Here is a 24330-nt window from a genome sequence, read left to right as displayed (position 1 = left end):
GAACTCCCGAAGGTCGGGCGGTTCGCCGCCCGGTCCCAACTCACTGACGGAATTCCCACATGCTGACCTTGCCGAACGACCGTCCCTCGCAGGCGGCGCACCTGCGTGACTGCCTGCCTGCTGGCGGGCTTGGAGAGATCATCGCCGCGCTGGCGAATGCCTTGCCGCCGATCGAGCAGCGGCTCGCGGCGGGCAGGTTGCCCGGCGATCCGGCCGCGCCCTGTGGTCAGAATGAGAGCGGCGATGTGCAGAAGGCGCTCGATGTTGGCGCGCATGACCACATCATTGCGGCGCTTGCCGGGCTGGGTGTGCGGCACATGCTGTCGGAAGAGGCCGACGAGGTCGAACTGCTCGACCCGGCAGGCCGATTCGATCTCGCGATCGATCCGATCGACGGGTCGGGCTCGATCGGTATCGGCGCGCCGCTCGGGATGCTGTTCGCGATCTACCCGACCGGTCCTGCCGATTTCCGGCGTCCGGGCTCGGAGGCGATTGCGGCGGGTTATGCCTCCTTCGGACATTCGCTGGATTTCGGGTTCACGGCCGGGCAGGGGGTGCAGATAGCCACCTATGACGGCGAGGACTTCCGCATGACGGCGCAGGATGTCCGGCTGTCGCCCAAGGCGTCGACCATTGCCTACAACGCCTCTAACGAGCGCCATTGGAGCCCGGGGCTGCAACGCTGGGCCGCCGAGTTGCGCGCCGGGGCAGAGGGCCCGCGCGGGCGCGATTTCAACATGCGCTGGCTGGCGGCGGCGGTCGGTGAATTGCACCGTATCCTGCTGAAAGGCGGCGCATTCCTCTATCCAGCCGACCGACGCGAGGGGTATCGAGGGGGGCGGCTGCGGCTGGCCTACGAGGCGGTGCCGATCGCCTGTCTGATCGAAGCGGCAGGCGGCCGCGCAACCGATGGCACAACGCGCATTCTCGATCTCGTGCCGGAGGCGCCGCACCAGAATGTGCCGCTCGTGTTCGGCGCGGCGGAAGAGGTCGAGATCATCAAGACATATCTTTCGGAGGAGACCTGACCTATGGCCCGCATCACGCTACGCCAGCTGCTGGCGGCGCGCTGAGTGCGTCGCCTGTCGAGGCCAGCCACAAGCGCGGCAACATATTGAGCGATTTTCTCCGTGGCCCCGGAATGCCGCAGAAACCACGCTTTCCGTTCGAAGACGCGCAACGGGCTACGAGCCCCAGCGCGAAGAAGCTATCGTCGCGTCCGCGGCCGGCCGTTCTCCGACGAACAGACCGCGCGCACGAGTGAGTTGGCGGCGCGCAAAGGACGACCTGGATGGACGCTACTCGACGAAGTACAACGCCTGTGTCGGTCGCGTCACGAAGCGCGCGCTGGCACCGAGTGAGGTCGACAAGGCTGCGTTGGCGCGCACTCCACGTCCTCACGGTGTCGTTCGCTGGCGGAAGAAAGCCCTATGCGGGGGAGCCTAAGCGCACGGCGACCGGACCGCGCCGGCGCGCGGCGAACGGCAAACTTCTCACGACAAGCGCGATGTGGCCGGATGCGTTTTCGGAAGTTTGTTTGGTGGAGCCAAGGGGAGTCGAACCCCTGACCTCTTGAATGCCATTCAAGCGCTCTCCCAACTGAGCTATGGCCCCACCGGAGGTCCAGCGGGTCAGCCCCGCTGTGTGGGGAGGCGTATAGGCAAAGCGTCGGGGCGGCGCAAGAGGAATTTGTTGTGAAGGCGGGGGAAATTTTCGTCCGCTGCGTATTCCCGCGCGTCACCTGAGCGGCGCTGGCTTAGAGCGCGCGTCGGGGCAGGGGAGAAGCGGGAAAGGCACGGCCTCACGTCCGGAAAAAGAAAAAGGCGCGACGGTTTCCCGTTGCGCCTTGATCTCTCGTCCGAGCAGCCCAGCCGATCAGTTGTCTTCCTTGTCCTCGGTGCTGACATCCGCGATGTCATCGAGCGAGACATTGTCGTCATCGTCGTCGTCGTCGAGCAGATCGTCGTCGAGATCCACGTCGCCATTATCGTCGTCGAGATCGTCATCGTCGAGATTGACGTCGTCATCTTTCTGCGACGACGTCTTGTCGGTCACGAGCGTGCGACCGCTGCCCGAGGTCAGAGCCTCGAGGGTGAAGGTGTTGTTGCAGACCGGGCAGGTCATCGGGTCGTTATTCAGGTCGTAAAAGCGGCTCGCGCAATGCGGGCACAGACGCTTGACGCCCCATTCCTCTTTCGGCATGGAATTCTCCTGCGCACTTATATCCAGCAGAGTCGCAGCCAACTGCCACATGCCGCGCAGGGTGTCAAAGCCTTTTCGCGCCTTTCTTGTGGGGCTGCGACCCGATGGCCGCGCCTCTTGACCGAACCTGCCGGAGAATGCCCCTGTCCCGCCCACCTCACATTCCCGAACTGCCCGAGGTGGAGTTGGTGATGCGCCGTTCCGGTCGCGCGCGCAGGTTCTCATTGCGGGTGTCGCGGGTCGACGGGCGGGTGGCGCTCACGATCCCGCGGGGCGCGTCCGAGCGAGAGGCGCTGGCATTCGCGCGCTCGCAAACCGAATGGCTGCGCAAGACGCTTGGGGCGATCCCGCCCGCGCAGGCCGTGCGATTCGGACAAGCTGTCCCCTTCCAGGGGCAGATGCTGATGCTCGAACCCGCGTCGCTGCGCAGCCCGAAGATCGACGGCGCGCGCCTCCTCGTGCCCGAAGACCCGGCACGGCTGGGCGTGCGGGTCGAGACTTTCTTCAAACACGCAGCTCGTCAGAGGCTGCATGCGGCGACCGCGCGCTACGCCTCCGAGATCGGGCGTGACTTCGCGAAGATCACGATTCGCGACACCCGCTCGCGCTGGGGGTCCTGCAGCTCGACCGGAGCGCTCTCCTATAGCTGGCGGTTGATCATGGCGCCGCCGGACGTGCTGGATTATGTCGCGGCCCATGAGGTCGCGCATCTGGAGGAGATGAATCACTCGCCCGCCTTCTGGCGCGTCGTCGAATCCCTGCGGCCGAGCTTCAAGGCAGAGCGCGCATGGCTCAAGCGCGAAGGCTCCGCGCTCCATGCGATCCGGTTTCGCGATTGACCCGCGGCGGCAACGTGATCACAAAAAGCGAATGACAACGATTTCCACACGCCCCATCGAGACCGCCGCCCATGATCGGCTGTACCGCACTTTGCGCCAGCAGATCATGGTGGGGGAGTTGCTGCCGGGCACTGCGCTGACGTTGCGGGGGTTGGGCAAGCAATACGGTGTCTCCATGACCCCCGCGCGCGAGGCGCTGCGGCGGCTGGTTGCGGAAGGCGCGCTGACGCTGTCGAGTTCGGGGCGGGTAACCACGCCGGAGCTGTCCAACGAACGGATCGAGGAACTGGCCGCGCTGCGGGCGCTGATCGAGCCGGAACTGTCGGCCCGTGCCCTGCCGCGCGCCCACCTCGCGCTGATCGACCGTCTCGGTGCGATCAACGTCGCCAATGCCGAGGCCGTCGCGAAACAGGATGCGGTCGGCTACATCCGCACCAACCTCGAATTCCACCGCACGCTCTATCTGCGCGCGCAGGCGCCCGCGATGCTCGCGGTGATCGAGACCGTCTGGCTGCAGCTGGGGCCGACGATGCGCGCGGTCTATACCAAGCTGCAGCGCAACGAGCCGCCGCGCCATCACCGGATGATTCTCTCCGCTCTGCGGGCGGGCGACGAACCGGCGCTGAGATTGGCCGTGCGCACCGATGTGACCCAGGGTTTGCGCCATCTGGCTCAGCGCGGGTGGTGAAACCGCCCCTGAAGCGGTGGGGAAGGTGTATAAAATCGGCCTGGGCGACTTGACGCGAGGCCCCATTGGCCGTATTCCGCGCCAACAGATTTTCGGGCGCTGCCAAGCGGCGCCTTTTCATGTTGGGGCCGGGCGCGCGATTCGCGTAACTTCGGCCAGGTAAGAAACGAAGGAAGAATGCCATGTCGCGCGTTTGCGAACTGACCGGCAAGGGCCCCACGACGGGCAACAAAGTGAGCCACGCGAACAACAAGTCGCGTCGTCGCTTCCTGCCGAACCTGAACGATGTTTCCCTGATCTCGGATACTCTGGGCCAGAGCTTCAAGCTGCGCGTTTCCGCAGCCGGCATGCGCTCGGTGGACCATCGCGGCGGTCTCGACGCGTTCCTCGCCAAGGCGAAGGATGCGGACCTCTCGGTGAACGCTCTGAAGATCAAGAAAGCGATCGCGAAAGCTCAGGCTGCCGCCTGATCCCTTTCCGGATCGGAATTTTCGAGAACCCCGCGCCGAGGCGCGGGGTTTTTGCTTTGTTCGGCTGAACTGTCGCATTCCCATCGTCACATCCTCACGCTAGTGTGAGCGCCATGTGGAGGACGCGCTTCAAGCTACTGATCGGGATCGTCGCGGCGCTCGTGCTGGCCATGACCAGCATGACGATGGCGGTTGCGCGCGGGCAGGCGCGTGTCGCGGGCGAGGTGGTGATCTGCACCGGCTATGGCGTGACCACGATCAGCGTCGATGCCGAGGGCAACCCGACTGGCCCCGTGCATCTCTGTCCCGACATGGTGCTGGCGATGATGGCCGCCGTCGCGGTCGCGCCGGCCCTGCCGACTCCGCCGCAGGGCGAGGGGCGCAGGCTCGAGACGGTCGAGCTCGAGAGCGCGCAGGCGCAGGCCTTCGTGGTGCCGCGCGCCCGTGGTCCGCCTGCAGCCGTCTGATCCCCAGCCTTCAGACGAATACACCCTCAGGAGACATGAATGATCCGCAAATACCTGATGAGCGCGGCGCTGATCGCCGTCGCTCTCCCCGCCTTCGCCGCTGACCAGATCCAGATCATCGACCCTTATGTCCGGGTCTCGACCCCGATGTCGAAATCGGCGGCGGCCTTCATGGAGATCAAGAACATCTCCGATCTCGACGACCGGCTCGTCTCGGTCAGCTCGAACGTTGCCGCGCGTGTCGAACTGCATACGCACAAGCAGGGGCCGAACGGCGCGATGCAGATGCTCGAAGTCAAGGAAGGCTTCGAGGTTCCCGCCAAGGGCGAGCATGTCCTGCAGCGCGGCGGCGATCACGTCATGTTCATGGGGCTGAAGCAGTCGCTCCATCAGGGTGACATGGTCACGCTCAATCTGCGTTTCGAGAAAACCGGACTGATGGTCGTCGACGTCCCGGTCGATCTGAGCCGCGATCAGCCGACCGAGACTGCGCAGGATCCCGCGCCTGTCTCCACACCGGAGATTTCACATGAAGACGTGACCCACGGCGAGCCGGAACATACCGAGCCCACCATGGATAAGAAAGAAGGCGATATGTAAGCCGGGCAGGGCGGCGCTCAGCCGCCCAACTGCTCCAGCATCACGGCCGCAGCTGCAGAGGCCGCGCTTTCACCGCTGGCCACCGCGTCGCCCAATTCGCGCATTTTCGCCCGGATCTCCGGATCCTGGCGCAACCGCGCGAGGAGCCCTTCGCGGACCTCAGCCTCGAACCAGTGCCGCGCCTGCTCGGCGCGGCGCTGATCGAAATGCCCGTTCGCGCGGCGCCATTCGGCTAGCGCGGTCATTTCTTCCCATGCTTTCTCCAGCCCGTTCTCCTCCATGGCCGAGACCGGCAGCGCCTTCGGGAAACCCTCGGGGTCCTGCGGGCGCTTGCGCAGCAGCCGCAGCGCGCCCGAGTAATCCGAGACCGTCCGCATGGCGGCCGGTTTCAGATCGCCATCCGCCTTGTTCACCAAGATCAGGTCGGCCATCTCCATGATGCCGCGCTTGACGCCCTGCAGCTCATCGCCGCCAGCCGGGGCCATCAGCAGAACGAACAGGTCGACCATCTCGGCTACCAGCGTCTCGGACTGGCCGACGCCCACGGTCTCTATCAGCACGACGTCGAAGCCCGCCGCCTCGCAGAGGCTCACCGCTTCGCGGGTGCGTCGCGCGACGCCGCCGAGATGCGCTTGTGAGGGCGAGGGGCGGATGAAGGCGTTGGGATCGCGCGACAGACGTTCCATACGGGTCTTGTCACCGAGGATCGAGCCGCCGGAGCGGGCCGAGGACGGATCGACCGCCAGCACGGCGACCTTCAACCCCTTGCCGGTCAGCATCATCCCGAAGGCTTCGATGAAAGTCGATTTGCCCACTCCCGGCGTGCCCGAAAGCCCGATCCGCAGCGCCTGACGCCCTTCACCTGCGAGCGTATCGAGCAGTTCGACCGCTTGCGCGCGATGCTCCGCCCGTCCGGATTCCACCAGCGTGATCGCACGCGCCAGGGCGCGACGATCGGAGGCGAGAATGCGCGGAGCTAGGTCGGCGGGGCTTTGATCGGTCATCGGCGGGCTTTCGCTGATTTTGGGTATTCGTGTCAAAAATGACATCAGACGTGAAGACTTATCGGTTACTTGCCTGCACCCTGCGACCTATGTCCAGAGCGAATGGGAAATTCCTGACAAGAGGATGCCAATGAGATTTCTATCGAGCCTTGCGTCGCGCCCGGTGGCTGCGATGCTGAGCGCCGCGTTGCTAGTCGCGCCCTTGGGCGCGGCGCCGGCGCGCGCCGATCAGAGCGACAAGATCGTCTTCGACGTGGTGCTCAAGGGCATCCGCGCGGGTGAGCTGGCGATCAACGGCAAGATCACCGACGGTGCCTATGGCGCGAACGGCGTGTTGCAGACGGCGGGCCTCGTGGGGCTGCTGCGGAAAATCAAGTTTTCGGCCAGTGTCTCCGGCCTCTATGACGGTCAGAAGTTCACCCCGATGAAATATTCAGAGGTCGACGACGCACCGGGACGCAAGTCCAAGCACCAGATCATCTACAATAACGGCACGCCGGTTTCCGTCAGTCAGCAGCCACCGCGCAAGCCCTCGCCCCGGGATGTCGATCCCGCGAAACAGGGCGGCACGGTCGACCCGCTGACGGCGCTCTATGCGGTGCTGCGCGACGTGCCGCGCGACGAGGCCTGCAAGCTCGACGTGAAGATGTATGACGGCGCGCGGCGCTCGCAGGTGCGGCTCTTCGAGCCCAAGCCCGATGGCAAGAACATCGTCTGTTCGGGCGAATATCGCCGCCTCGCGGGCTTCTCCGAGAAGGACATGAAGGAAAAGTCCCGCTTCGCCTTCACCCTCTATTACGAGCCGAGCCCGAATGGCGGTTTGCAGGTCGACAAGATCGAGACCGACACGCTCTATGGAAAAGGCCGCCTCACTCGGCAATAAGGGTCGGGTGAACACAGACCGCTTTTCTCTTCCGATCGACGTGGTGCTGCCCGATCTGCGGGCGGCGCTGTCATCGCATGGCCGCGCGGTGCTGATGGCGCCGCCGGGCGCGGGCAAGACGACCCGCGTGCCCCTCGCGCTGCTCGACCAGATCGAGGGCCGGATCGTCATGCTGGAGCCGCGCCGTCTGGCCGCGCGCGCTGCCGCCGAGCGTATGGCGGACACTTTGGGCGAAAAGGTCGGCGAGACGGTCGGCTACCGCATCCGGGGCGAGGCGAAGGTCTCGAAATCCACGCGGATAGAGGTCGTTACTGAAGGCATCCTGACGCGCGTGCTGCAATCTGACCCGGAATTGACCGGCATCGGTTGCGTGATCTTCGACGAATTCCATGAACGCTCGCTGAACGCAGACTTGGGGCTGGCGCTGACATGGGAGGTGCGCGGCGCGCTCAGGCCCGATCTGGCGCTGGTGGTGATGTCGGCCACGCTCGATGCAGAGCCGGTGGCGGCATTGCTCGACGACGCGCCGATCGTGGTGTCGGAGGGGCGGGCCTTTCCGGTCGAGACGCGCTGGCTGGACCGTCCGGTGGATAGTTCGATGCGGTTCGAGGCCGCGATGGCTGGGCTGATCACCGAGGCCGCGGAGGCCACCGACGGGAGCCTTCTGGCCTTCCTGCCGGGCGAGGGTGAAATACGCCGCGTCGAAGGGCTGCTGAAGGGCCGCTTGGCCGATGACATCGCGATCCGTCCGCTGTTCGGCGCGATGGAATTCGCCGCCCAACGCGCCGCCATCGCGCCCGCGCCTTCGGGCCGCAAACTGGTGCTCGCCACAGCCATAGCGGAAACCTCTCTGACGATCGAAGACATCCGCGTCGTGATCGACGGCGGCCGCGCACGTCGGGCGCGGTTCGACCCGGGCTCCGGCATGGCGAGGCTGGTCACCGAACCCGTCTCCCGCGCCGAGGCCGAGCAGCGCCGGGGCCGCGCGGGCCGCGTGGCCGAAGGTATCTGCTACCGGCTATGGACCAAGGGCGCGGAGGGCGCGCTGCCCGCCTTCGCCCCGCCCGAGATCGAGATCGCCGACCTGACCGGACTTGCGCTGGAACTCGCTGTCTGGGGCACAGATGGTGGCGATCTGGCTTTCCTGACGCCGCCGCCTGCACCTGCGATGGCCGAGGCGCGCGCTTTGCTGGAAGAACTCGGCGCGCTGAAATCGGGGCTGATCACGGAACACGGGCGCAAGCTCGCCAAACTGCCGCTGCACCCGCGCCTCGGGCACATGCTGCTGACCGCGGGCCCCGAGGCGGCACCGCTTGCTGCCCTTCTGGCCGAACGCGATCCGCTGCGTGTCGCGCCCGCTGACCTGACGCTGCGCCTCAGCGCAATTCGCGACCCGAAGCGCTTCGAGGCGCACCACCCCTATACGCCCCATCGCGGCACAATCGAGCGTATCCGATCCGAGGCGAAGCGGCTGGCCCGCCTCGCCACTGCAGCGCCCGAGACCTATTCCTCCGCCGAGCAACTCGCGCTCGCTTACCCTGACCGTGTGGGGCTTCGCCGCAAGGGGGATGCGCCGCGCTACGTGCTCTCGGGCGGCAAAGGGGCGGTGGTGGCCGAAGGGGATCCGCTGGGCGCGCAACGCCTCATCGTGGTGAGCGATCTAGACGGCGATCCGCGCGAGGCGAAAGTGCGCCAAGGCATCGCGATCTCCGAGGCCGAGCTTCGTCGCCTCTACGCGGATCAGATCGCATGGCAGGATGTCTGCGACTGGTCCAAGCGAGAGGGCCGCGTGATCGCGCGCAAGCAGGAGCGGTTCGGCGCGCTGGTCCTCGACGATCGCGTGTGGAAAGACGCCCCGCGCGAGGCGGTGGCACAAGGCGCGCTGGCAGGATTGCGCCAGATCGGCCTGCCGATGGGCGCGGCGGCGCGCCGGCTGAAGGCGCGGGTGGAGCTGCTGCGCGGGCAGGGGGCCGATCTGCCCGATTTCTCCGATGAGGGGCTTTTGGCCTCCGCCGAGAACTGGCTTCTGCCCTATCTCGGCAAGGCAAGGACCGAGGCCGACCTGCGCAAGCTCGACCTCACCGATCCGCTGCGCGCAGCGCTCGACTGGGAGCAGATGCAGCTGGTGGACCGTCTTGCCCCCGCGCATTTCGAAACTCCGCTCGGCCGTCGTGTGCCCATTGACTACGCTGGCGAGGCGCCGGGCATCGAGATCCGTCTGCAGGAGATGTTCGGCGTCACCACCCATCCGACGGTCGGCCCGAAACGCCTGCCGCTCAGGATCACGCTGCTGTCACCCGGCCACAAACCCATTCAGGTCACGATGGACCTGCCCGGGTTCTGGGAGGGCTCTTACGCCGATGTGCGCAAGGATATGCGAGGGCGCTACCCCAAACACCCGTGGCCCGAGGACCCGCGCGAGGCCGATCCGACGCTGCGGGCGAAGCCGCGCAAGTGAGCCATGCGCATCGCGCGGATTGACCCTACGAGAGGCTTTCGCGCATATGGCGCGAGGCAATGAGGGAAAACCATGACCGAAACACTGACCTTCGAGGACCGCAAGCGCCTCGAGATGACCGTGCTGATGACGCCCGATCAGGCGAATTTTTCGGGCAAGGTGCATGGCGGCGCGCTGCTGAACTGGCTCGACCGGGTCGCGTTCTCGCTCGCCTCACGCTACTCGCAGCGCTACGCGGTGACGCTGTCGGTCGACCAGGTGACCTTCCAGCAACCGATCAACGTGGGCGAGCTGGTAACGTTTCGCGCCAGCGTGAACCATACGGGCCGCACCTCGATGGAGATCGGCATCCGCGTCGAAGCCGAGAACATCACCGCGGGCACGCGGCGACACACGAACAGCTGCTATTTCACGATGGTCGCGGTGGATGAAAACGGAAAACCCGCAGAGGTGCCGACGCTGAAGCCCGACACGGACGAGGAACGCCACCGCTGGCGCGCCGCCGAACTCCGCCGGGAACTGCGCCGTGAATTCGCCGCGAAGATGGATGCGGCTGCGGATCACGGCGAGGGCTAAGCCTGAGCGCGAGACCGGAGTTCGGGCCACCGCGCCAAACGAAAAGGGCGCCCCGCGGGGCGCCCTTTCGCGTTTCTCTCGACCCTTGGCCGATCAGGCGTGGATCGCGCCGTCGCCGCAGGCCAGGGCGGCTTCGCGAACGGCCTCGGAGAAGGTCGGGTGAGCGTGGCAGGTCAGCGCCACGTCCTGTGCCGAGGCGCCGAATTCCATCGCCACGCAGATTTCGTGGATCAGGTCGCCCGCGCCGGGGCCGATGATGTGGCAGCCGAGGATGCGGTCGGTTTCCTTGTCCGCGATCAGCTTCACGAAGCCGTCCGACTGGAACACGGCCTTGGCGCGGCCATTGCCCATGAAGGAGAACTTGCCGACCTTGTAGGCGCGACCGTCCTGCTTGAGCGCCTCTTCGGTCTGACCGACCGAGGCGACTTCCGGGCTGGTGTAGATCACGCTCGGGATCACTTCGTAGTTCACGTGACCATGCTTGCCCGCGATGACTTCGGCAACAGCCATGCCTTCGTCCTCGGCCTTGTGGGCGAGCATCGGGCCGGTGACCGCGTCACCGATCGCGTAGATGCCCTTGGCGGTGGTCTGCCAGTGCGCGTCAGTCTTCACCTGACCGCGCGGCAGCATCTCCACACCCACGCCCTCAAGCCCCAGACCGTCGGTATAGGGCTTGCGGCCGGTCGCGACGAGGACGGTCTCGGCCTCGATCGACGCGTTGCTCTCATCCTTGCGCAGCTGGTAGTTCACCGTGGCCTTGCCGTTCTTCACGTCGACGCTCTGGACGGCGGCGCCCATGACGAATTTCAGTCCCTGCTTGGTCAGGATCTTCTGGAAGTTCTTCGAGACCTCGCCGTCCATGCCGGGGGTGATTGCGTCGAGATATTCCACGACGGTGACATCCGCGCCGAGACGAGCATAGACCGAGCCCATTTCCAGACCGATGACGCCCGCGCCGATCACGACCATCGACTTCGGGATCTTGTTCAACGACAGCGCGCCGGTCGAGGTCACGACGGTTTTCTCGTCGATCTCGATGCCCGGCAGCGACGACGGCTCGGAGCCGGTGGCGATCACGATCGACTTGGCGTTATGGACGTCGTCGCCCACTTTCACCTTGCCGGCCTCGGGGATCGAACCCCAGCCCTTGATCCAGTCGATCTTGTTCTTCTTGAACAGGAACTCGATGCCCTTGGTGTTGCCGTCGATGACTTCCTGCTTGTAGGTCAGCATCTGCTTCCAATCGACCGAAGGCGATTTGCCCTTCAGGCCCATCTTGGCGAAGTTATGCTCGGCTTCGTGCAGCTCGTGGGTGGCGTGCAGCAGTGCCTTGGACGGGATGCAGCCCACGTTGAGGCAGGTGCCGCCGAGGCTTTCGCGGCCTTCGACACAGGCGGTCTTCAGGCCCAGCTGGGCGCAGCGGATGGCGCAGACATAGCCGCCCGGGCCGCCGCCGATCACGATCACATCATAGTCAGCCATTGTTCTTGCTCCTTGGGTTGGGGCGCGAGGAGGCCTCGCGCCGGGAGGTCAGATCAGCGCGGCAATCGCCAGCGCCAGAATTGCGAAGAAGGAAAAGCCCCAGATGAGCGAGCGCCACGGCACCCAGCCCAGCAGATAGGACGGAATGTAGAGGAGCCGCGCGATCAGGAAGATCCAGGCGAAGGCCACGGTGGCGGCGCTCGATTGTCCGGTCAGTCCGATGACCAGTGCGACGGGGGCGAAGAGGATGAGACCCTCGAAGGAGTTGTTCATCGCGCGCTGCAGCCGTCCGAGCAGGGTCGAGATCGGCGGCGGCGCCTTGTCGCGCGGGGAAACGGGGTATTTTGTGCCGAGCTCGGTATTGGCCTTCACCGAATACGCCACCATCAGCCCCAGATGGAGCAGGATCGCGAGTATGAGCACGGTCAGTTCGGGGGTCATCGGTCGCTCCCGGAGGTGAGGGAGGACCGGGGGCTGTCTGCCCCCCGGACCCCCCGAGGATATTTAGCAAGAGCGAAGGGGCAGGGGATGCCGCCTTCGTTCCGGTCTTACAGATCCATCAGCAGGCGGCGCGGGTCTTCCAGCGCTTCCTTGACGCGCACGAGGAAGGTCACGGCGCCTTTGCCGTCGACGATGCGGTGGTCGTAGCTGAGTGCGAGATACATCATCGGCTTGATGACGATCTGGCCGTTCTCGACCATCGGACGTTCCTGGATCTTGTGCATGCCGAGGATGCCCGATTGCGGCGGGTTGAGGATCGGCGAGGACATCAGCGAGCCATAGACGCCGCCGTTCGAGATGGTGAAGGAACCGCCCTGCATCTCGGCCATCGAGAGCTTGCCGTCACGGGCGCGGGTGCCCATCTCGGCGATCGTCTTCTCGATCGAGGCGAAGCCCATCTGGTCGGCGTCGCGCACGACCGGCACGACGAGGCCGTTCGGGGTGCCCACGGCCACGCCCATGTGGACGTAGTTCTTGTAGACGATCTCGTTGCCGTCGATCTCGGCGTTCACTTCCGGGACTTCTTTCAGCGCGTGGCAGCAGGCCTTCACGAAGAAGGACATGAAGCCGAGCTTCACGCCGTGCTTCTTGAGGAACAGGTCCTTGTACTCGTTGCGCAGGTTCATGACGCCCGACATGTCCACCTCGTTATAGGTGGTCAGCATCGCGGCCGTGTTCTGCGAGTCCTTGAGGCGCTTGGCGATGGTCGCACGCAGGCGGGTCATCTTCACGCGCTCTTCGCGCGACGCGTCATCGGCATTGACCGGACCGCGCGGCGCCTGCGAGGGCGTCGAGGCGACGGAAACCGAGGCCTGCTTCGGCGCGCTTTCGGCCTTGGCCACGTCTTCCTTCATGATTCGGCCATCCTTGCCCGAACCCTGAACGGAAGCCGGGTCGATGCCCTTCTCCGCCATCAGCTTCTTGGCGGACGGCGCATCCTCGACATCCTTGCCGCCCTTGCCGCCGGCGGCGGGGGCTTCGGATTTGGTTTCTTCCTTGGCGGGCGCGCTGGCGGCGGTTCCACCGCTTTCGCCCTCGGCGATCACGGCCAGCTTGGCCGAAGCGTCGACGGTCGTGCCTTCTTCGGCGACGATCTCTTTGAGAACGCCAGCAGCGGGCGACGGCACTTCGACCGAGACCTTGTCGGTTTCCAGCTCGCAGAGCATCTCGTCGGCCGCGACCGTGTCTCCGACCTTCTTGAACCACGTCGACACAGTTGCCTCGGTGACCGATTCACCAAGGCTGGGCACCATCACGTCGGTCATCTTTCCCTCGTTCGATTGGGGCTGTTGGGCGGGTTTTTCCGCCGGTTTGTCTTCTTTCTTCGGCGCGGGGCTGGCGCCAGCCTCTTCGATCGTCGCGAGAAGCGCATCGACGCCGACGGTCTCGCCTTCGGCGGCGACGATCTCGCCGAGCGTGCCGGCTGCGGGGCTCGGCACTTCGACGGTCACCTTGTCGGTTTCGAGCTCGCAGAGCATCTCGTCGGCGGCCACGGTGTCGCCGGGCTTCTTGAACCAGGTGGCGACGGTGGCTTCCGTGACGCTCTCGCCGAGCGTGGGAACGCGGACTTCAGTGGACATCTATTCAACCCTCCAGTGCATCGTTGACGAGCGCGTCTTGCTCGGCCTTGTGGCGGCTTGCCAGACCCGTCGCGGGCGAGGCGGACGCCGCGCGGCCGGCATAGCGCGCACGGGCATGTTTCGCGTCGATCTTGGCGAGGACCCATTCGATATAGGGTTCGACGAAGAACCAGGCGCCCTGGTTTTTCGGCTCCTCTTGGCACCAGACGATCTCGGCATTCTTGAAGCGGGTCAGCTCTTTGGTGACCGCCTGCGCGGGGAACGGGTAGAACTGTTCCAGACGCAGCAGGTAGACATCGTCGAGCCCACGCTCGTCGCGCTGCGCGAGCAGGTCGTAATAGACCTTGCCCGAGCACATCACGACGCGCTTGATCTTGTCGTCGGCCTTCAGCTCCAGATCCGAATTGCCGCGCTCTGCATCGTCCCACAGGACGCGGTGGAAGCTCGAGCCGGTGGTGAACTCCTCCGCCGTGGAGACGGCCTTCGGGTGACGCAGCAGCGATTTCGGCGTCATCAGGATCAGGGGCTTGCGGAAGTCGCGGTGAATCTGGCGGCGCAGGATGTGGAAGTAGTTCGCCGGCGTCGTGCAGTTCGCGACGATCCAGTTATCTTCCGCCGACAGTTGCAGGAAGCGCTCCAGACGGGCCGAGCTGTGCTCGGGGCCCTGACCTTCGAAGCCGTGCGGCAGCAGGCAGACGAGGCCCGACATGCGCAGCCATTTCCGCTCGCCCGAGTTGATGAACTGGTCGAACATGATCTGCGCGCCGTTGGCGAAATCGCCGAACTGGGCTTCCCAGAGCGTCAGCGCCTTCGGTTCCGCCAGAGAGTAGCCGTATTCGAACCCGAGCACCGCGTATTCGCTGAGCATCGAGTCGATCACCTCGTAGCGGGCCTGACCCTCACGGATGTGGTTGAGCGGGTAATAGCGGTCCTCGTTCTCCTGGTTCACGAAGGCCGAGTGGCGCTGCGAGAAGGTACCACGGGTGGCGTCCTGACCCGACAGGCGGACAGGGTAGCCCTCGGTCACGAGCGAGCCGAAGGCCAGCGCCTCGGCGGTCGCCCAGTCGAAGCCCTTGCCGGTCTCGAACATCTGCTTCTTGTTATCGAGCAGACGCTGCACCGTCTTGTGCAGGGCAAAGCCCTCGGGCGCGGTCACGAGCGCCTTGCCGACCTCCTCGAGCGTGTCGGGCGAAATCGCGGTGGTGCCACGCTCGTATTCGCTCTTTTCCCGCTCCATGCCGGACCAGCGACCGTCGAGCCAGTCGGCCTTGTTCGGTTTGAAGACCTTGCCGGCCTCGAACTCCTCGTTGAGATGCGACTGGAACGAGGCTTTCATATCCTCGATCTCGCCCTCGGGGATCAGGCCATCGGCCACCAGACGCTCGGTGTAGAGTTGCAGCGTGGTCTTGTGGGTCTTGATCGACTTGTACATCACCGGGTTGGTGAACATCGGTTCGTCGCCTTCGTTGTGACCGAAGCGGCGGTAGCAGAAGATGTCGATCACGACGTCCTTGTGGAACTTCTGACGGAACTCGGTCGCGACGCGGGCGGCGTGCACGACGGCCTCGGGATCGTCGCCGTTCACGTGGAAGATCGGGGCTTCCACCATCAGCGCGAGATCGGTCGGGTAGGGCGAGGTGCGCGAGAAATGCGGCGCGGTCGTGAAGCCGATCTGGTTGTTGACGACGAGGTGGATCGTGCCGCCGGTGCGGTGACCGCGAATGCCCGAGAGCTGGAAGCACTCGGCCACGACGCCTTGACCGGCGAAGGCTGCATCACCGTGCAGCAGCACCGAGACGACCTTAGAGCGGTCCGAACGGTCGGCCAGCTGATCTTGCTTTGCGCGGACCTTGCCGAGTGCGACCGGGTTCACCGCCTCGAGGTGCGAGGGGTTCGCGGTCAGCGACAGGTGGACCTTGTTGCCGTCGAACTCACGGTCGGCGGAGGCGCCGAGGTGGTATTTCACGTCGCCGGAGCCGTCCACGTCCTCGGGCTTGAACGAGCCGCCCTGGAATTCGTGGAAGATCGCGCGGTAGGGTTTTTGCAGGACGTTCGCGAGGACCGAGAGGCGACCGCGGTGGGGCATGCCGACCACGACCTCTTTCAGGCCGAGCTGGCCGCCCCGCTTGATGATCTGCTCCATCGCGGGGATCAGCGCTTCGCCACCGTCGAGGCCGAACCGCTTGGTGCCCATGTACTTGACGTGCAGGAACTTCTCGAAGCCTTCGGCCTCGACGAGCTTGTTGAGGATCGCGCGGCGGCCGGTCTTGGTGAAGGTGATTTCCTTGCCGTAGCCTTCGATACGCTCTTTCAGCCAGGCCGATTGCTCGGGATCGGAGATGTGCATGTATTGCAGCGCGAAAGTGCCGCAATAGGTGCGCTTCACGATATCCATGATCTGGCGCATCGAGGCGATCTCGAGGCCGAGCACGTTGTCGATGAAGATCGGACGATCCATGTCGGCATCGGTGAAGCCGTAGCTCTTCGGATCGAGCTCCGGATGCTGGCCGGTGTCGCGCATCCCCAGCGGGTCGAGATCGGCGGCGAGGTGACCGCGGATACGGTAGGCGCGGATGATCATCAGCGCGCGGATCGAGTCCAGCACGGCGCGTTTGACCGCCGCCTCGTCGACCGCGACGCCGGCCTCGGCAGCCTTCTTCTTGATCTTGTCGCCAGCGGCCTTGCCCTCGGCGGGGGCGGGCCATTCGCCGGTCAGCGCCGCAGTCAGATCGTCGGCTGCCATCGGCGGCCAGTCGCGACGCTCCCAGCTTGCGCCTTCGGCGGATTTTCTCACGTCCTGATCGGGATCACCGAGCGAGGCGAAGAAGGCAGCCCAGGCGGTATCGACCGAAGACGGATCTTCGGCAAACTTCGCATAAAGCTGCTCGACATATTCGGCATTCGCGCCCTGCAGGAACTGCGAGGCATTGAACTGGTCGTTGGGGGATTGGTCGGTCATTTTCCTCACCTTCGGTCGGTGAAACAGGGATCTGCGGGAACTCGAACGTTTATCGCCGGCCCGTTGAAGAGCGCGCTAGGCGCTGGGCACGCGAGGCGGTGGCGGGGCCGCGCGGAGCGCAGAGGCCCTCGCGACGGATACGGGGGTGGAACGGCACATGATGCTGGGTCCTTTCCTTCGCGCGCGGGGCCCTCACAGATACGTCGAAACCGGCACCTGCTTGCCCGGGCATATTGCCTTCTGGCTCAGTGATGTAGGTGCTGATTTCGGGACTTCCATGCAGGGCAGGGATGCGCGCGGGGTCGGAGGTGCCCGACGAGCGGGGAGCCGGGACCGGAACGGGCCCGCCATGAGCGGAGGTTCCGGCGAATTCCGTGGCGAGCCATGCGCCGCTCGCGACGCGCTCTGCCGCAGAAGAAGACCGGCCCCCGTCGCTGCTTTCGAGCAGGGCGCATGCGACCGTCCCCGAAACGGGGAGGGAGGCGCGCCGTGCGATCCGCAGCGACATGGGTCCGGTCCTTTCCTTGGTCTGGATGCAGGGCCGCGTGCGCCGCGACCCTGCCAGTTTCGAGAGGGCTTATTCGCCCTTGATCGCTTTCATCACCGCTTCGCCCAGCGTGGCAGGGCTGTCAGCGACGACGATACCGGCCGACTTCATAGCCTCGATCTTCGATTCCGCATCGCCTTTGCCGCCCGCGACGATCGCGCCGGCGTGGCCCATGCGGCGGCCGGGAGGGGCCGTGCGGCCGGCGATGAAGCCAGCGGTCGGCTTCCAACGGCCTTTTTTCTTCTGCTCGGCGAGGAATTCCGCGGCTTCTTCTTCCGCCGAACCACCGATCTCACCGATCATGATGATCGATTCCGTTTCCGGATCGTCGAGGAACATGTCGAGCACGTCGATATGCTCGGTGCCCTTGATCGGGTCACCGCCGATGCCGACGGCCGAGGACTGGCCCAGACCCATATCGGTGGTCTGCTTGACCGCCTCGTAGGTCAGCGTGCCCGAGCGCGACACGACGCCGACCGAACCACGCTTGTGGATGTGGCCGGGCATGATGCCGATCTTGCAGGCGTCGGGGGTGATGACACCGGGGCAGTTCGGGCCGATCAGACGCGACTTGGAGTCGATCAGCGCGCGCTTGACCTTCATCATGTCGAGGACCGGGATCCCCTCGGTGATGCAGACGATCAGTTCCATTTCCGCGTCGATCGCTTCGAGGATCGAGTCAGCCGCGAAGGGCGGCGGAACGTAGATCACCGAGGCGTTCGCTTCGGTCTTGGCTTTCGCCTCGTGGACCGAGTTGAAGACCGGCAGGCCCAGATGCTCCTGGCCGCCTTTGCCGGGGGTCACGCCGCCGACCATCTTGGTGCCGTACGCGATTGCCTGCTCGGAGTGGAAGGTGCCCTGCGAGCCGGTGAAGCCCTGGCAAATGACCTTGGTGTTTTCGTTGACGAGAACTGCCATGATTCTTAGCCTTTCACCGCTTTGACGATTTTCTCTGCGCCATCCGACAGGTTGTCGGCGGCGATGACGTTCAGGCCGGAATTCGCGATGATTTCCTTGCCTTTTTCGACGTTGGTGCCCTCGAGGCGGACGACCAGCGGCACTTCGAGGCCGACTTCCTTCACCGCAGCGATCACGCCTTCGGCGATGATGTCGCAGCGCATGATGCCGCCGAAGATGTTCACGAGGATACCTTTGACGTTCTTGTCCGAGGTGATGATCTTGAACGCTTCGGTCACTTTCTCTTTCGTGGCGCCACCGCCGACGTCGAGGAAGTTCGCCGGTTCCGCACCGTAGAGCTTGATGATGTCCATCGTGGCCATTGCGAGGCCAGCGCCGTTCACCATGCAGCCGATCTCACCGTCGAGCGCGATGTAGTTGAGGTCGTATTTCGACGCTTCGAGCTCTTTGCTGTCTTCTTCGGTCTCGTCGCGCAGGGCGGCGATGTCCGAGTGGCGGTAGACGGCGTTGCCGTCGAAGCCGAGCTTGGCGTCGAGCACCTTGAGGTTGCCGTCGGTCATGACGATCAGCGGGTTGATCTCGAGCATCTCCATGTCCTTCTCGATGAAGGCTTGGTAGAGCTTGCCGAGAAGGCCGACCATCTGCTTCACCTGCGGGCCTTCGAGGCCGAGCGAGAAGGCGACGCGGCGGCCGTGGAACGGCTGGTAGCCGGTCGCCGGGTCGATCGAGAAGCTGAGGATCTTGTCGGGGGTGTTCGCCGCGACTTCCTCGATGTCCATGCCGCCTTCGGTGGAGGCCACGATCGAGACGCGCGAGGTCACGCGGTCGACGAGCAGCGCGAGATACAGTTCGCGCTCGATGTCGGAGCCGTCTTCGATGTAGATGCGGTTGACCTGCTTGCCCGCCGGGCCGGTCTGGTGCGTCACGAGCGTCTTGCCGAGCATCTGCTTGGCGAGCGTTTCAGCCTCTTCGACCGATTTGGCCAGGCGGACACCGCCCTTTTCGCCGGCTTCGGCTTCCTTGAAGTGGCCCTTGCCGCGGCCACCGGCGTGGATCTGCGCCTTGACGACCCAGAGCGGACCATCGAGTTCGCTGGCTGCGGTCTTCGCTTCTTCGGCCTTGAGGACGACACGGCCGTCCGAGACCGGTGCGCCATAGCTCTTGAGAAGCTGTTTGGCCTGATATTCGTGGATATTCATCCTTGGATACCCCATGCTGGTGCGATTTGAGGGGGTTCTAGGCGCTTAAGCCGGGGGGACAAACCGAAATCGCGACAATCTGCCCCACTCGCCCGGAAAAAGCGACATACGTGATCACAGGGCGGAAAGGTGTGATCACAAATCGGAAAATGCTGCGCTGTGGCATGGGTGCACTGGCACGACTCGGTTAATTGAACCTATCTGCGCTGAGCGCATTGGCAGGGATCGAATTTAGATGACGCAAGGGCAAGATATGCCGCGCTGGGGCGTGGTGGCGACGGTGGACGAACCGGCTGCGCTGGTGGCCGCCTATGTCGCGCATCATCTGAGCATCGGCGCCAGCGAGGTCCACGTCTTCTTCGACCGCCCGAACCCGGAGGCCGAGGCGCTGCTCGCGCCGGTTGAAGGCGCCTTCATCCACCATTCCGGCGATGACGATTGGGAGCGTAGCTGGCGCCGGAAACGTCCCGCACGCCATCAGGGCCGCCAGAAATACAACGCGACCCGCGCGCTGACCGAGACCGAGCTCGATTGGATGATCCATTGCGACGCGGATGAGTTCGTGAGCCTCGTGCGCCCGCTCGAATGGGAACTGGCGAAAACAGGCGAACAGAAAGCGTGGCTGCGTCTCGAAGTCGACGAGCGCTGCTATCTCGACCGCAAACCCGGCCCGGATATTTTCAGCGGCGTGTTCCGGCGGCGCTGGGACGGGTTTCAGGATGACGGGCTGATGTTCTACGGCTTCCGCGCGCGCTTTCTGAAGAAAGGTCTCGCGGGTCATGTCGCAGGGAAGCCCGTCGTGCGCGCCGGGCGGGGCTATGCGATCGGGGTGCACTACCCGCTGAAAGACTGGGACAGTAAGGAAAACGATTTGCCTTACAGGCCCAGCTATAATGGGCGGTTGATGCATTTCGATGGGCTGACGCCATTGCACTTCATCCTCAAGATGCTGCGCCGCGCCACGACCAAGGTGAAGGGGCAACCCGTGCCCTATGTCGGGTCCCGCAAGGCGCAGTTCGCCGAAGCCGCTGAGCGCGCCGCCGATCCCGCCGAGCTGAAGGCGCTCTGGTGGGAGGTGCAGGGGATGCGCGACTACGAGGCAGCCGAGTTGGAGGCCCACGAGCTGCTGATCCGCCCGGACGTGAAGATCGCGGCCGAAACGCGCGCGCTTTTTGGCGACAGGGTGGACCTTTCGCCCGCGTCGTTCGACCATGCGCTGCTTCTCCATGAGGCCGAGCTGATCGCTCGCCTAAAGGACGAATTCGGCTTCGATCCGGAGCCGCTCGTCAGTTCAGCATGAACATCATCAAGCCTGTCCGACTGCCGACCAACCGCGAAAAGCGCGTCCAGTTCTCGGGCGTCAGCATCGGAGCGTCGGTGAAATAGGGATCGAGCGCCCAGCCCTGAACGACCCCGGTCAACGGCAACGGCGCGGGGTCTTCGAGCCACGCGCCCAGATCGACCCCGATCGGCACGCGCCAGAAGGGGAAGGACTTTTCGCTCGTCAGGAGCGCCTCGCCATCGCTCAGCACGCCCCGCCATGTCTCGCCAAGACGGTCGGGAAACTCGACGTCAAGCGCCTGATCCTGCGCGTCGCTCGGAATCCACTCCGCCTGATTGTCGGTCTCGGCTTCGGCAAGGTCCCAGAACTGCCGGTTATCCGCAATCATTGCCAGCCAATGATCCCGCGCGGCGCGGGTGTGTTGCGGGTCGGGTTGCTGGTGGAGCATGTCGAGAAGCGCAGCCGCCGGGTCGACGAAGCTGAAAATCCTCAGCCCGTCCATCGAACTGTATTGACCCGCGCTGGCGGCTTTCTCCTGCGCTTCAACGAGTTTCGCGTAGGTTTCCAACACCCGCGCGATCGCCGGCTCAGGATCGAAGGCGAGGGTCAACTCGCCGGCGCCCGAGATCAGATGGGTATAGGCGGAAAGCCAAGCCGCATCCGCATTGTCGAAGCGCACGATCCGAGCCTCCGCGGCTTCGGTCTCCGGTGCGCGCGGCATGAAGACGCCGCGCAGAATTGTCACCGCCGACTCGCCGTCATCGCGCGCGCCATTGCCATCCAGATCGAACCAGAGGTCGTTCAGGTCGATCGCAAGACCGAACTCCGGCCCATCGGCCACACCGTCGAGCGCGGATCTCGCCCGATCCATCTCGGCGATCAGGGCCTCGCTTTCGCGCGTGACCGCATCGGCGGTAAAGGTTTCGCGCGGCGCGGCGCTGTCGCCGGGGACGTTGCCGATTAAGGGCATCAGCACACGGGCGGCGCCGGCCTCCATCTGCCATCGCGTTGCGGCTTCGAGACTTGCGAGGAACTCCAGCCCCGCCAGCGCGAAGCGATCCTTCGGCGCGAGCGCGTCCCGCGATTTCAGATCGTCCAGCACAGCCTTGATCCCCTCCGCCCCGATCCTTGCCGAGATCGGATCGACGGCAGGCGCATCGCTGCGCGTGATCTTGGCGGTGACCGGCCCGTCCTGCGCATGGGCGGCAATCGGTGAAGCGGCGAGCAAGGCGGCGAAACACGTGACGAGACGGGCGGAACACATGGCACTCTCCAAAACAAAGGGCGCGCCGACAAAGGCGCGCCCCAAGATTGGATCACTCCTGTATTTCGATCAAGCGAGCGTGCTGTCGATACCCTTGCAGGCTTCCACGAGACCTTTCACCGCGTCGACCGACTTGTCGAACATAGCCTGCTCGTCCTTGTTGAGCTTGATGTCGATGACCTTCTCGATGCCCTTGGCGCCGATCACGGTCGGCACGCCGACATAGAGACCGTCGAGGCCGAGCGCGCCTTTGACGTAAGCGGCGCAGGGCAGGACGCGCTTCTGGTCTTTCAGGTAGGCTTCCGCCATCTCGATCGCCGAGGTGGCCGGGGCGTAGAAGGCCGAACCGGTCTTCAGGAGGCCCACGATTTCGGCGCCGCCGTCACGGGTGCGCTGAATGATCGCGTCGAGTTTCTCCTGCGTGGTCCAGCCCATCTGCACGAGGTCGGGCAGCGGGATGCCACCAACGGTCGAGTAACGGGCGAGCGGCACCATCGTGTCGCCGTGGCCGCCGAGCACGAACGCGTTCACGTCGCGCATCGAGACGCCGAATTCCAGCGACAGGAAGTGACGGAAACGTGCCGAGTCCAGAACGCCCGCCATGCCGACGACCTTCTGTGCCGGCAGGCCGGAGAATTGCTGCAGCGCCCAGACCATCGCGTCGAGCGGGTTGGTGATGCAGATGACGAAGGCGTCGGGCGCGTGGGCTGCAATGCCCTCGCCGACCGATTTCATCACCTTGAGGTTGATGCCGAGCAGATCGTCGCGGCTCATGCCCGGCTTGCGCGGAACGCCAGCGGTCACGATGCAGACATCCGCGCCCGCGATATCGGCGTAATCGTTGGTGCCCTTGAAGGAGCCGTCGAAGCCTTCCGCCGGGCCCGACTCCGCGATGTCGAGCGCTTTGCCCTGCGGCGTACCTTCGGCGATATCGAACAGAACGACGTCACCGAGTTCCTTGATGGCGGCGAGATGGGCGAGCGTGCCGCCGATCTGGCCGGCGCCGATAAGGGCGATCTTGGGTCTGGCCATTTGGTCCTCCGGGTGGATGGATTGGAAAATAGATCGCGGGTGGAGTAGCTCTTTGGCTCGCAAAGGGCAAGGGTGCTGCGCTGCGGCGAGGCTGTTTGTATGCACTCGTATGCAGAAACTGCCCCACCCGCGGCGCGCATCCGCCTGCGCGAGGTTCCGTTTCCCGGCGCGCCATGCCAGCAAGAGGACCGACCGGGGCAGGGCGATTCTCTGCGCCCGCGGGAAGAGGGGCAAGCGATGATGGATTTGGGAGCGCTCGGCTGGGCCTTGGCGGTCTTCGCCGCCGTCATGGTGGGCCTGTCGAAGGGTGGCGTTCCTATGGCAACCTCGATCTCGGTCCCGGTGCTGGCGATCGTGATGGACCCGATCGCGGCCGCGGGCCTGTTGCTGCCTGTTTATATCATCGCGGACATGTTCGGCCTCTGGGCATATCGCAAGCATTACGACCGGCGTGTGCTGGCGATCCTGATCCCGTCGGCGACCTTCGGTATCGGTATCGGCTGGGCCACCGCAGAGATCGTGCCCGAACGCTGGGTGACCTTGATGGTCGGCGTGATCGGCGCAGTTTTCGCGGTGAACGCGCTGTTCCGGCATCGGCATGGTGCGCGGCAGGAAGCGCGGGTCGCGCCGGGCCTGTTCTGGGGTACGATCGCGGGCATCACCAGTTTCGTCAGCCATTCCGGCGCGCCGCCCTACCAAGCCTACACGATCCCGCTGAACCTGCCAAAGCAGGTATTCGCGGGGACGGCGACGATCCTGTTCTCCTATGTCAATCTCGCGAAGCTTGGGCCTTATATCGCGCTTGGCGAAGTAAGCTGGGACAGCATCGGCACCGCGTTGATCCTGGCGATACCGGCCTCGGCTTCGGTGTTCCTCGGCGTCTGGTTGGTCAAGCGGATGCCCACTGAAATCTTCTTCAAGGTCGTGATCTGGGCACTCCTGCTAATCTCGCTGAAGCTGATCCAGCAAGCGCTCATGAACTGAGGGGGCGGCGTTTAAAGCGCCGCGTCCTTCTGCGGAAGTTTCCCGTCGAGTTCCTCGAATGCCTCGCCCGAGGCGATCAGGCAGCTCACGCCATCCGCCGGGGTGACGATGATCGTCCAGTTGCCCGCCTCCGCCGCGAAAATTTCCAGCACGGAGTTATTTGCGGAGAGCGCCACCATGCGGCGGCTCTCGTGATATTTCGCTTCGAGATTGGCCACGATCTCGTCTCGCTTGCCACAGGCGCGAGACGGATCAGACGGGTCCCGCGTCTCACCGAAAGCAGCCTGAGCGAAGCCGATCGCTGCGGCCAGGCCGAGCGTGAGCACATAAGTTTTGTTCAGCATTTTGATCCCTCTGAAAGCATCATCCGAGAGTGACGGTCCAGCTGTCAAGAA

22 protein-coding genes and 1 tRNA gene are annotated in these 24330 nt (G+C 64.7%); 11 read left to right on the top strand and 12 right to left on the bottom strand.

Annotated elements, in window-relative coordinates; genetic code table 11:
- Window positions 1-59 precede the first annotated feature (59 nt).
- Window positions 60-1028, top strand: coding sequence for a class 1 fructose-bisphosphatase (locus B6V76_RS06975; protein WP_088727031.1), 969 nt, complete (start codon window positions 60-62; stop codon window positions 1026-1028).
- A 510-nt stretch (window positions 1029-1538) separates the two neighbouring features.
- Here B6V76_RS06975 and B6V76_RS06970 read toward each other — a convergent pair.
- Together B6V76_RS06970 and B6V76_RS06965 are read right to left on the bottom strand one after the other, a co-directional pair.
- Window positions 1539-1614 (bottom strand) — tRNA-Ala (locus B6V76_RS06970).
- A 261-nt stretch (window positions 1615-1875) separates the two neighbouring features.
- Entirely contained in the window at window positions 1876-2202 is a 327-nt protein-coding gene (locus B6V76_RS06965; RefSeq protein WP_075776207.1) for an FYDLN acid domain-containing protein, read from the bottom strand.
- Between the two features lie 137 nt (window positions 2203-2339).
- On the opposite strand from B6V76_RS06965, the gene B6V76_RS06960 reads away from it, so the two are divergent.
- The 5 genes from B6V76_RS06960 to B6V76_RS06940 all read left to right on the top strand — a co-directional run bounded on the left by B6V76_RS06960 (window position 2340) and on the right by B6V76_RS06940 (window position 5266).
- Window positions 2340-3041, top strand: coding sequence for a SprT family zinc-dependent metalloprotease (locus B6V76_RS06960; RefSeq protein ID WP_088719095.1), 702 nt, complete (start codon window positions 2340-2342; stop codon window positions 3039-3041).
- A 31-nt stretch (window positions 3042-3072) separates the two neighbouring features.
- Window positions 3073-3729, top strand: coding sequence for a GntR family transcriptional regulator (locus B6V76_RS06955; RefSeq protein WP_075776205.1), 657 nt, complete (start codon window positions 3073-3075; stop codon window positions 3727-3729).
- Between the two features lie 182 nt (window positions 3730-3911).
- Window positions 3912-4199, top strand: coding sequence for a 50S ribosomal protein L28 (gene rpmB / locus B6V76_RS06950; RefSeq protein ID WP_075776204.1), 288 nt, complete (start codon window positions 3912-3914; stop codon window positions 4197-4199).
- A gap of 113 nt (window positions 4200-4312) precedes the next feature.
- The gene (locus B6V76_RS06945; RefSeq protein ID WP_088719094.1) at window positions 4313-4666 is read left to right on the top strand and encodes a hypothetical protein; all 354 of its coding nucleotides are present in this window, start codon (window positions 4313-4315) and stop codon (window positions 4664-4666) included.
- A 39-nt stretch (window positions 4667-4705) separates the two neighbouring features.
- A complete protein-coding gene (locus B6V76_RS06940) occupies window positions 4706-5266 on the top strand; it encodes a copper chaperone PCu(A)C (RefSeq protein WP_075776202.1) in 561 nt (186 codons plus the stop codon).
- Window positions 5267-5283: 17 nt separating this feature from the next.
- Here B6V76_RS06940 and meaB read toward each other — a convergent pair whose 3' ends face one another.
- The gene (gene meaB, locus B6V76_RS06935; protein ID WP_088727030.1) at window positions 5284-6270 is read right to left on the bottom strand and encodes a methylmalonyl Co-A mutase-associated GTPase MeaB; all 987 of its coding nucleotides are present in this window, start codon (window positions 6268-6270) and stop codon (window positions 5284-5286) included.
- A gap of 130 nt (window positions 6271-6400) precedes the next feature.
- Between meaB and B6V76_RS06930 the strand changes: the two genes are divergently transcribed.
- The 3 genes from B6V76_RS06930 to B6V76_RS06920 all read left to right on the top strand — a co-directional run bounded on the left by B6V76_RS06930 (window position 6401) and on the right by B6V76_RS06920 (window position 10187).
- Window positions 6401-7153 (top strand): DUF3108 domain-containing protein, encoded by a 753-nt coding sequence (locus B6V76_RS06930; RefSeq protein WP_088719092.1) that lies wholly within the window; start codon window positions 6401-6403, stop codon window positions 7151-7153.
- A 7-nt stretch (window positions 7154-7160) separates the two neighbouring features.
- Window positions 7161-9611 carry an ATP-dependent helicase HrpB gene (gene hrpB / locus B6V76_RS06925; RefSeq protein WP_240497815.1) on the top strand — a complete coding sequence of 817 codons (2451 nt, stop codon included), beginning with the start codon at window positions 7161-7163 and terminating at the stop codon, window positions 9609-9611.
- Window positions 9612-9683: 72 nt separating this feature from the next.
- Window positions 9684-10187, top strand: a complete 504-nt coding sequence (locus B6V76_RS06920) for an acyl-CoA thioesterase (RefSeq protein WP_075776198.1) — start codon at window positions 9684-9686, stop codon at window positions 10185-10187.
- Between the two features lie 93 nt (window positions 10188-10280).
- Here the strand turns inward: B6V76_RS06920 and lpdA are convergent, their stop codons facing one another.
- The 6 genes from lpdA to sucC all read right to left on the bottom strand — a co-directional run bounded on the left by lpdA (window position 10281) and on the right by sucC (window position 19373).
- Window positions 10281-11669 carry a dihydrolipoyl dehydrogenase gene (lpdA, locus tag B6V76_RS06915; RefSeq protein ID WP_075776197.1) on the bottom strand — a complete coding sequence of 463 codons (1389 nt, stop codon included), beginning with the start codon at window positions 11667-11669 and terminating at the stop codon, window positions 10281-10283.
- A 48-nt stretch (window positions 11670-11717) separates the two neighbouring features.
- The gene (locus B6V76_RS06910; RefSeq protein WP_088727028.1) at window positions 11718-12110 is read right to left on the bottom strand and encodes an MAPEG family protein; all 393 of its coding nucleotides are present in this window, start codon (window positions 12108-12110) and stop codon (window positions 11718-11720) included.
- Window positions 12111-12217: 107 nt separating this feature from the next.
- Complete coding sequence (gene odhB, locus B6V76_RS06905) at window positions 12218-13750, bottom strand: 2-oxoglutarate dehydrogenase complex dihydrolipoyllysine-residue succinyltransferase (protein ID WP_088719089.1); 1533 nt, start codon at window positions 13748-13750, stop codon at window positions 12218-12220.
- A gap of 4 nt (window positions 13751-13754) precedes the next feature.
- A complete protein-coding gene (locus B6V76_RS06900) occupies window positions 13755-16709 on the bottom strand; it encodes a 2-oxoglutarate dehydrogenase E1 component (protein ID WP_088727027.1) in 2955 nt (984 codons plus the stop codon).
- 577 nt (window positions 16710-17286) lie between these two features.
- On the bottom strand, window positions 17287-18174 hold the full coding sequence (gene sucD, locus B6V76_RS06895) for a succinate--CoA ligase subunit alpha (protein WP_075776193.1): 888 nt from the start codon (window positions 18172-18174) through the stop codon (window positions 17287-17289).
- A 5-nt stretch (window positions 18175-18179) separates the two neighbouring features.
- Window positions 18180-19373, bottom strand: coding sequence for an ADP-forming succinate--CoA ligase subunit beta (gene sucC, locus B6V76_RS06890; RefSeq protein WP_075776192.1), 1194 nt, complete (start codon window positions 19371-19373; stop codon window positions 18180-18182).
- 235 nt (window positions 19374-19608) lie between these two features.
- Here sucC and B6V76_RS06885 point away from each other — a divergent pair, with 235 nt between their 5' ends.
- Window positions 19609-20673, top strand: a complete 1065-nt coding sequence (locus B6V76_RS06885; RefSeq protein WP_088727026.1) for a glycosyltransferase family 2 protein — start codon at window positions 19609-19611, stop codon at window positions 20671-20673.
- Here the strand turns inward: B6V76_RS06885 and B6V76_RS06880 are convergent.
- Together B6V76_RS06880 and mdh are read right to left on the bottom strand one after the other, a co-directional pair.
- Window positions 20660-21919, bottom strand: coding sequence for a hypothetical protein (locus B6V76_RS06880; RefSeq protein WP_088727025.1), 1260 nt, complete (start codon window positions 21917-21919; stop codon window positions 20660-20662). The genes B6V76_RS06885 and B6V76_RS06880 overlap by 14 nt on opposite strands.
- A 69-nt stretch (window positions 21920-21988) precedes the next feature.
- A complete protein-coding gene (gene mdh / locus B6V76_RS06875) occupies window positions 21989-22951 on the bottom strand; it encodes a malate dehydrogenase (protein ID WP_075776189.1) in 963 nt (320 codons plus the stop codon).
- Window positions 22952-23188: 237 nt separating this feature from the next.
- Here mdh and B6V76_RS06870 point away from each other — a divergent pair, with 237 nt between their 5' ends.
- Window positions 23189-23935, top strand: a complete 747-nt coding sequence (locus B6V76_RS06870) for a sulfite exporter TauE/SafE family protein (RefSeq protein ID WP_240497814.1) — start codon at window positions 23189-23191, stop codon at window positions 23933-23935.
- Between the two features lie 11 nt (window positions 23936-23946).
- On the opposite strand, the gene B6V76_RS06865 is transcribed toward B6V76_RS06870, so the two are convergent.
- Window positions 23947-24279: a hypothetical protein gene (locus B6V76_RS06865; RefSeq protein ID WP_075776188.1), complete on the bottom strand. Its 333-nt coding sequence runs from the start codon at window positions 24277-24279 to the stop codon at window positions 23947-23949.
- Between the last annotated feature and the right edge of the window lie 51 nt (window positions 24280-24330).

This window comes from Thioclava sp. IC9 (assembly GCF_002213225.1).
Classification (GTDB): domain Bacteria; phylum Pseudomonadota; class Alphaproteobacteria; order Rhodobacterales; family Rhodobacteraceae; genus Thioclava; species Thioclava nitratireducens.
The sequence above is the reverse complement of the archived record's forward strand: the minus strand, read 5'-3'. Positions and strand labels throughout refer to the sequence as shown.